Below are 8,514 nucleotides of genomic sequence, written 5' to 3' on the forward strand. Positions count from 1 at the left end.
ACCGCGGACAACTACCGCGACGGCGCCTACGCCAAAGAACCCGACGCCGACGGCGCCCGGGTACTGGCCCAGGCCGACTACTCCCAGTGGGCCCACTACCAGGTCACCACCACCGACCAGGCCGGCCGCAAAACCGTGACCTCCGCCGACCCGTGGGGCCACACCAGCAGCACCACCCGCCCCGACGGCACGACGCAGAAGACGGCCGCCGATATCGTGGACGAGGCTGTAGCGCAGGGCGTCCTCGGGAAAGACCAGAACAGCGTCGGCCTTGACCAGGCACGCGCGGTCAGCGTGCAGGACGCCGACAGTGCGCAGCGCGCCAACAGTGCGAGGGTGGTGTTCGCCGATGGCACCCTGGCGGCAGGATCGTCTTCCCGGGCCGATGCCCTAGGCCGGCCCCTGACCTCAACCAGCGGCGAGGTCACCACGACCCCCTCCTACGGTGCGGGCGGGGTCCCGCAGAGCGCCGTGCTGAACCCGGCCGCACCGGACCTGTATCCGGGCCAGGAGTTCACCGCGGCGCTCACCCATGATCTGGCGGGGCGGCAGACGTCGAAGGCCCTGGCCCAGGGGGCGCCGAGCCAGGGCGACACCTTCACCGGCACGGTGGACGCCTACGACGCGGGGGGCCGGCTCGCTTCCCAGACCGACCAGCTCGGCAACACCACCGCCTACACCTACGGCGACGACGGCCGGATCGCCCGGACCGAGGTGCAGACTGGGGACGGCAAGCGCGTCACCACGACTGCCTATACCTACGACCAGGACACCTCCCTGCTCACCAGTACCTCCGTCACGGATGCGGAAGGCGCCACCACGGTCCGGCACATGGAGTACGACAGCCTGAACCGGGTTGCCGGTATCTGGCAGAGCGACGGCAGTAGCGGGGATGCGGATGCGAGGAAGGACTCGCTCATCGTCTACGGCTACGACGGCGAGGGGCGGCTGGTATCGGTCGCATACCCCGACGGGAAGGCCGTCTCCCGCACCTACGATGCCGCGGGCCAGCTCACCACCGCCTCCGACGCCGCGGGAGCCCTTACCACCTATACCTACAACCCCGACGGCAGCCTGGCCGAGGCCGTCCAGAAGACCGCGGACGGGCAGACCGCCTCGGCTGTCTACACCTACGACAGCCTCGGGCGCATCTCCCGCACCGCATACGGCAACGGCACCACCTTCACGGTGGACTACTTCGACAGCGGTCAGCCGAAGAGGGAGACCCTCACCCGCGCAGACGGCACCCTCTTGTCGGAAACCTCGTATACGTACAACACCCGCGGCGACCTCGCCACCCGCACCGATACCCGCCCCTCCGCCGCTGGGGAGCAGCGGGCGGGCAGCGGACAGGGAACCGGCGCGGGTGAGGACGGCAGCGCAGGCGCGCCGCCGGCGGCGACGCATACCGTGCACGGCTACGACGCCTACGGCCGCCTCACCGCTACCACCGTGCACAGCGGCACCGACGCCGGGGCGCCGGTGCTGCGGTCGACGGCCTACACAGCCAACGCCGCTGGCGATATCACCACCGCCACATCCACCGACGCCAGCGGCAAGAAGACCGGCACGGTGTATGAGACCGACTCTGCAGGCCGCCTGACTGCCCTCACCGCCGGCGGGAGGAAGACCTCCCAGGACTGGGACGCGGCAGGCAACCTCCTCCAGAGCGCCGACGGCACCGCGTGGACCTACAGCCCCGACAACAAGCCCACCACCGCCACCGCCGCCGACGGGACCCGCACCGCATACGCCTATTGGGCGGATGGCAGCCGCAGGTCGGCCACCACCACCGCCCCGGACGGCACCGCCAGCACTGTCCTGTTCCACTACACCCCCGACGGCGCCATCGCCAACGACACCCACACCGGCAGTGGCGGGCAGCCGCGCACCGGCGCCTACCTCACCGGAGCAGCGGGACGTGAAGCCCGCACCCTCACCGGCACCCCCGGTGCCGCCCTCTACCTCCACACCGACCGCCGCGGCAACACCGTCCTGGAGACCAGCCCCGCAGGCGGCGTACACGCCAGCCGCGCCTACAGCGACTACGGACTGGAAACCGGACCCGGGGGAGCGCCCCTGGCAGACGCCGCCCGGGCTGCCGATCCTGCCGCCAACCCCTTCCGCTTCGGCGGCGAGTACACCAACACCGAAACCCGCACCCACTACACCCCGGCACGCCTCTACCACCCCGAAACCGGCCGCTTCACCACCCGCGACCCCCACCCCACACCGCTCAACAAATACCAGGCCTTCAACACCAACCCCGTTGAGTACACCGACCCCACCGGAAACATCAGCTTCAAGCTGCCCAGGTATAACACCAGGCTCCAAAGGCAGAAACAGCAGCAGGCAAGAATCAATGTAGCCCGCACCGACATGTGGGAGAGATGGCACGCCGAAGTCGAGAAACGCCGTCTCGACATGGCCGCGGAGCACGCGGAAAAACAGCAGGGAATCATAGACCTCCTGGACTCGGGCATTACCCCGATGAAGGGAACGCACGAAGAGTACTGGGGAAAGAGCATAGGTTTCACGCTTTTCCGGCGAATAGGATTCAACGCCTTCCCAGAGGGCTGCCAGACGGTGCTCTGGGCGGCAATCAAAACCTTCACAGGCTCCCCCTCGCTTCCCGCCGGGAGAGTCACGTTCACCCAGCCTGACGCAGAGACCATCTGGGGAAGCGGAGTGGCCTCGAGTTCATTTACAGCGCAGGCCGGACAAAAGGGGTCTGCGATGGAGCCCGACAACGGCGACAGAATTATCGAAGCAGTCGCAAATGCCCCGCTCCGAAAAATCTTCGCCTTGGCCGCGTTTAACAGCCAGGGACAGGAAGCGCATATCGAGATGGCGTGGCGGGGCTCCAAGGCGAGCAAGGCTACCGACATGAATCAAGACAGTCTGGAAGGATCCCGCAGCATGGTTTCGGGTATCACGGAGTGGTTCGGGCGCATGAAATCGGATGGAATGTATGACACGTTCATCCTGTACGACACCGGTGCTACAAAACTCCCCAAGGGGAAGCTTCGTGAATCGCTCCAGAAGAATTCCTGACCAGGGGCGGCATGCCCGTAGTGCACTTCCCGGCCATCACTGGGGCCCTTTTCATCCCGTACAGCCGCAGGCCGCAGGGTGCAGCCGGCGTGGACAACCTGGGACCGGGTGGGAGCCCCGCGGAAGGAGCTGCCGCGCTTCGGCTGGGCGAAGGCGCGTCCGCCGGGGTGCCCAGGCGGGCGATGCAGCGGTCGGACTGCGCGGCCGGCGGGGCGCTGCGGCTGCGGGAGGTGCGTGTGGCGGGCCGGCGACCCGGCAGGCACGGCCGGCGGTAGGGACTTCTGCTGGGGGTGCCCCGTAACCGGCGGCCACAGCAGAAATGATCTGCTGTGCCGGGTGCAGCCCTGCACCGGAGCCTTCGGACAGCCGCGTTCACCAGGCTGGGGTCGCGTCAGTCCGGCAAGCGCTCAGCGCCCTGCGGTGCGAGGGAACGGGTCCGGCGGGCAAGGGGCCGGCCCTGGGCCTGCTGCCGAAGGGGCCGGGTCCGGCTGGCCGCCGCGCAGCGGACCAGTCTCGCTCTGCGCCGACTGGCACCGCTGTCGGGCTGTGCGCGTCCGCGGCCGGCCGCATCGCAGGGGCACCGCGCTCGTCGTCGGCGGCACCCGCGTCTCGGCCCGGACCACCAGTGGCCGAGCTTCCTGCACCAGCCACCAGGCCGTCGTCGGCGCCGCACCCGGCCGGGCGCCACAGCCCGGCAGCCGCGACGACTGCATGGCGCGGGAGCTGTCCGGCGCGAAGGAGGCCGCCGGCCGGACCACGGTGATCGCGGAGGGCGGCTGCCGCAGCACAGGCCGGCTCATCCCGCGCCGCCGCGCACCCGGGCTCAGTGGTTTTCTCGACGGCTGGAGACGGGAAGGCGCCCGGCTGGGAGACTTCTGTGCGGGTGCGAGCCCCTCCCGGGCTTTCGCCGGCCGGGAACTGCGCCACGCTGCCGGCCCCATGGCGTCCGAGACGGAGATGCCGGACGGACACAAGCGTCGTTGGCCGGCCGACGGTGCACGCGCCCCAGCGCTGGTGAGGCGAAATGCGGCGGCCTGCCTCAGCTTTCCGGGACGACTGTCGGCGCCGCAGGAGCAAGCGGAACGCCTGAGTGCACCACCGGCGAAGAAGCAGGAGACGCTGGGCCAAAACCTGCAGCATTCTGAGGGACGACGAAATACGTAGTCGGGTTGTGATTGACGGGTACGACGATGCTGGTCTGAGTGGGATCAGGGTAGTAGGTATTACTGCAGCCGCCCGGAGTCGAGCAGGGCCATGTGGCGATCACCCGATAGTTTGTAGCTGCAGGGCCGCCCGGAGCCGGAACCCAGGATATTCGGACAGTTTTTGCCGAAATCGGTTCGCTCTCGGCCTGCGCGGCGACTGTGCCAACCGCAATAGCGGGGCCCGGCTGGGCAGGCTGAGCGCCCTCGGCCAGGTTTCGGCAGGTGTTTTCGTCTGACGTGCCGGCCGAGCTGCACTCCGACTGCTGCGCGCTACGGGCAGCCTCGTCTGCAGGTGAGGTCGCGACACCGATGGCATACGCAGATGGAATAGAAAGCCCGCTGACGATGAGGGCCGTCACTGCGGGGGCGAAGCGCTTGGATAGCAGCATTCCTAATTTCTCCTAAATAGAGACCATGGTTAATCTCATTTCCGCGGACCGCTTCCTGCAGCAATCCAGGATGCGTTTCCAAAGCCTTGGGCTGCAGGGGGCCCGCCCCGGGCAGGCTGAGGCTGCGCGATCTTCCAGCCGCGGCGCGCACATTCGAAGATCACATGGCGGAAACTTCCCCTCCGCGCAGATCATCACTGCTCGGGACGGCCGAATCAAGGGCTGGCGGGACATCGAATCTCCCTAACCGAGACTTCCGTTCGGCGGAGTCAGGGATCCCTCCGAAGCAGTGGGGAGTTGCGCTACCTCCCGCCTGCCACACGGGTAGTCTTGTCCGCCTTGCGGCACAGGCGAATAGACGGCTTGCGAGGCGAGGCCGCCCATACCGGCGGACACGAAGAGCGGCAATTTTACTTTCGGCGACGCATGAACCAACGAGGAAAATTTTAGGGATGCCAGCGGCTGCACTGCTGGTGGGCATATGGGCATCACCCGCAGCCGGCCAGGGGCTCCGCGATCCCGACTATGTTTCCACACCCCGCATTAAACATCGCGCCATGGCCTGCCGGGGGCGCCATTCCGAAAACTTGAGTGCCCGAAAACGAGCTCAGGGAATCCGACTTTCCTGAGGAATCAACGGCATGAAGGAAGAAGGCGGCTTGTCCCCGGTGCAGAGATCGCAGGAGCGCAGGACACAGTACGGCGGATGGTACGCCCTCGGCCCGTACGGGTACGGCTGGAATACGCACACCAATTGGACTTCGCAGCCCGGAAGCTTCATCTTCGTCTCCATTGCACCGAAATACTGGCCCACGCTTGGCAGCTTTGACAGTCGAATCAGTTCTGGGGATGCTGCTGCGGGCGACTGAGAGCGGTGCAGGCCGTCCCATTGCAATCCTGGCGGGTGGGCCGCTGAAGTTTCCTGAGTCAGCCTCTTGCCGTTACGAGTGGTGTCGGCAGGTGTGCTGGGTGTCTCTGTCGGCTTCGCGGTTGTCCGGGTCATAGCAGGTGCCGTCGCGCCAGCAGGCCCGGCACGACCCGCGAGCGATGCACAGGCCAGGGCGCGGATTGCAGGCGGGGGGGCGCTTCTTGCAGGCCCGGGCATCGGGTAGGTTTTTGCGGCCCGTTTTTGAGTATGGCCACCGGTCGCAGGGCCAGTAGCAATGCCGTGTAGTTGGCGTTGGGCGCTCGGTGTCAAGTGGTAGGGCCGGTGAGGATGCCGATGCTGGTGGCGGCCTTGCAGCTGGTCCTGTCGACGACGCCTTGGGCGCTGTACGTCGAGATGGCGCGCTTGACGACGCGTGGCGCCGGGTGCGGATGCGCCGGGCGGGCATGAGGCGGGCCAGGACCCGGCGGCCGATGGTGCCGACGAGGCCGGCCCGTCGTGTCGCCGATAGTGCCCGCGGCCTGGATGAGCAGGTCGCGGGCGGCGTTCAGGGCGATGGTGAAGACGGCCCGGCCGGGGTCGGTATGTGAGGCAGTGGCGTCTGCCATCGCCAGTCGTAGGACGTGTAAGTGACCAGCAGGGCTAAGACTTCCTGGACCACACGGGGCGGAGTCCGGGCGCGGAGTACCCGGCCGCCGAGGACGGCAGACTCTTCTCAAGGTGGGAGGTCTCGGCCTCCCGCCGCTCGTGAGAAAGCTTGACCAGCTCGGCGGCGGGTGGATACGGGGGTGGGAGCCGTGACGAGGCGGTGGCCCCCGGTGCGGCGTCCCTGGGCGGCGCTGACGGTGATCTGGCAGTCGATGGCACGGACGACGACGGCTCCGGGCCTGAACAGGTGGGAGCCGTCGGGGAATCGTCCGAGGACCGGCGGTTTCCGGTGCTCTTCCACCGGACCAGGACACGGGCGCTCCGCTGTGTGTTCGCCTCGACCAGGGTCTGGACGGCGAAGTTCCGGTCCAGCAACACGGCCATGCCTTCGCCCATGCTGCGGACCGGGCGTAGGGTATAGCAGGCCTCCCGCGGTCTCGGCCGGCCTTGATACGGCGTCCAGCACATGCGGGTGCCGCGACACCAGAACCAGCAGACGGAGTGAAGGGGTACCCCGCTCCGCCGTTGCTGCCTCTCGGTGCTTGGGCTCTTCGGCCTGGTTCGCGGGGGTGCCGGGCACAGCCGTCAGGGTGCCGCCGACCGCGCAGACGAGCAGGCCGCGCCACCGCGTTCCCACAGCGCTGGCCCCTGCGGCCGACCCGCGCAGCAGGTCGGGCAAGCGCCGCAGCGGCCATGGCCCCGATCCTCCTTATGGCCTTGTGCCCATGCGCCGGCCGTCGGAGCGGCCGCTTCGACTCCTTCCAGGCCGGACGTCATCCGCTGCCGCACCTCCTGCCAGCCAGGGCCGGGGAGCAGGGCCCCGGCCAGAGCAGGTACACCACCACGCGTGGGGAAGAGCCGTATCCGCTGCTGCGTTCTGCCGGACTCGGCAAGCACCTCGTCGGCCATCTCGAACGGGACAATCCGCGTCACTCGCCCGGCGCGAACGGGCCTGCGGCAACGCTACCCCGTGAGAAATGACAGACTGGGCGTCGGTGGAGCTCCTGCTGGATAATGATCTTGGTCGACATGGTTCTAGCAGGAGCTCCATGTCTGCTTCAGACGGCTCGAACAGCCTGTGCTCCGATAAGCCCGCGCGGGCTTTGCACAGGCCGCAGGGCGACGGTTGCGCATGTCAAGCCTTGCAGGCGGGGTTGGCGGTCAGCATCGTGAGCCGCCCCACGAGCGTGTGCGGCAGGCCGACTTCGGCAGTCCAGGGGATCCAACTAGGCCTTCAGTCGCAGCAGTTGAGACATGAGACATCTCGAACCACCGCCCGAAGGCTCGCCTGCCAACCGCAGGCGGCCGCCACCCGATCGGCGACTCCGCCGAGGATCCTTAACGGGCGGAAGGCAGGACCGGACGCATTTGCTCCCAGCGGGCGATCTCACAGCCATTGGCCCGACGGAAGTGAGCATTCACTTCCGTACCCTTCCAGAGCCCTGTGATGCTGCTCTAGCGGTTCCGTCGCAGGTCATGGGGCAGGATCCGCCAGGCTCAGCGGAACCCGACCCCGGGGACTCTTCCAGGCGGTCGCAGAAAGCATTGCCTGGCCCGTCAGTTCTCTGCCGAGGGGCAGCAAAATCTCTAGGTGCCGTTCACGGAAGCGTCGCGCACGGTGACGGCAAACCTTGATTCATTAGCGGAGAGCGGAGGTTCTAGGTTGCGGATTGTGCAATTACTATCTTGGGCCTCCTTTAGCCAGTCTGGCCGGGGGTCCGAAAAGTAGAAGACCCTCCCTGCAACCCAGTCGTCCACCTCCCTCTGAAGATCGGCGCAAGCACGGGCCGTCCGGTATGGGTCGTCGGAGGCGGCCGCTGTACTCGACGACGACAGCAAGGATCCCACGGAGATCAGAGCAATAAGAGTGCTGGCTGCATACTTGCGGTTCACATATCCTCCTAGATTGCAGGCAGGGCAAATTTTTTCAGTGCCTGCCTAAAGAAATACCACCAAGCCCACTCGCCGTCCTGAAACCTCTCAGATGTGGCCGGATTTCGGTGGGATTGGGGGTCTGGGGCCTGGCCACGGTCCGCGACGGCTGGGAGGAGTTCGCCGCCCAGGCACTGCGCGAGCACGCCTCCTATTCGGACTTCCTGGCCGATCTCCTGGGGAGCGAGTTCCAGGACCGCGACGAGCGCCGCAAACTCCGCGGGGTCAAGGAAGCCTGCTCCCCGCGCAACAAGCGGATCGAGGACTTCGGCTTCTCCAGGAGCCCTAGCCTCGCCGTTTCACTTGGGTACGGCCTGCTATGGGGCGGAAACGCGAAAGTGCCTTCCTGAGCTGCAACGATGAACCTTGTTGGGGGGTTCTGTCGGTCCAGGGGGAAGGC

At 67.2% G+C, this 8,514-nt stretch carries 4 protein-coding genes; 2 read left to right on the forward strand and 2 right to left on the reverse strand.

Annotated features, from left to right (window positions below; translation table 11 throughout):
* On the forward strand, positions 1-3,054 hold a 3,054-nt coding region (locus tag IF89_RS49185), incomplete at its 5' end, for an RHS repeat-associated core domain-containing protein (RefSeq protein WP_030776176.1).
* 2,788 nt (positions 3,055-5,842) lie between these two features.
* Here IF89_RS49185 and IF89_RS46420 read toward each other — a convergent pair.
* Together IF89_RS46420 and IF89_RS49795 are read right to left on the reverse strand one after the other, a co-directional pair.
* A complete protein-coding gene (locus tag IF89_RS46420; RefSeq protein WP_158718032.1) occupies positions 5,843-6,142 on the reverse strand; it encodes a hypothetical protein in 300 nt (99 codons plus the stop codon).
* A gap of 625 nt (positions 6,143-6,767) precedes the next feature.
* Positions 6,768-7,091: a transposase domain-containing protein gene (locus tag IF89_RS49795; RefSeq protein WP_158718033.1), complete on the reverse strand. Its 324-nt coding sequence runs from the start codon at positions 7,089-7,091 to the stop codon at positions 6,768-6,770.
* A 1,091-nt stretch (positions 7,092-8,182) separates the two neighbouring features.
* On the opposite strand from IF89_RS49795, the gene IF89_RS0133425 reads away from it, so the two are divergent.
* Positions 8,183-8,464 carry an ATP-binding protein gene (locus IF89_RS0133425; RefSeq protein ID WP_158718034.1) on the forward strand — a complete coding sequence of 94 codons (282 nt, stop codon included), beginning with the start codon at positions 8,183-8,185 and terminating at the stop codon, positions 8,462-8,464.
* Positions 8,465-8,514: the final 50 nt, after the last annotated feature.

Origin of the sequence: Streptomyces sp. NRRL F-2664 (assembly GCF_000719345.1) — a bacterium.
Lineage (GTDB): Bacteria > Actinomycetota > Actinomycetes > Streptomycetales > Streptomycetaceae > Streptomyces.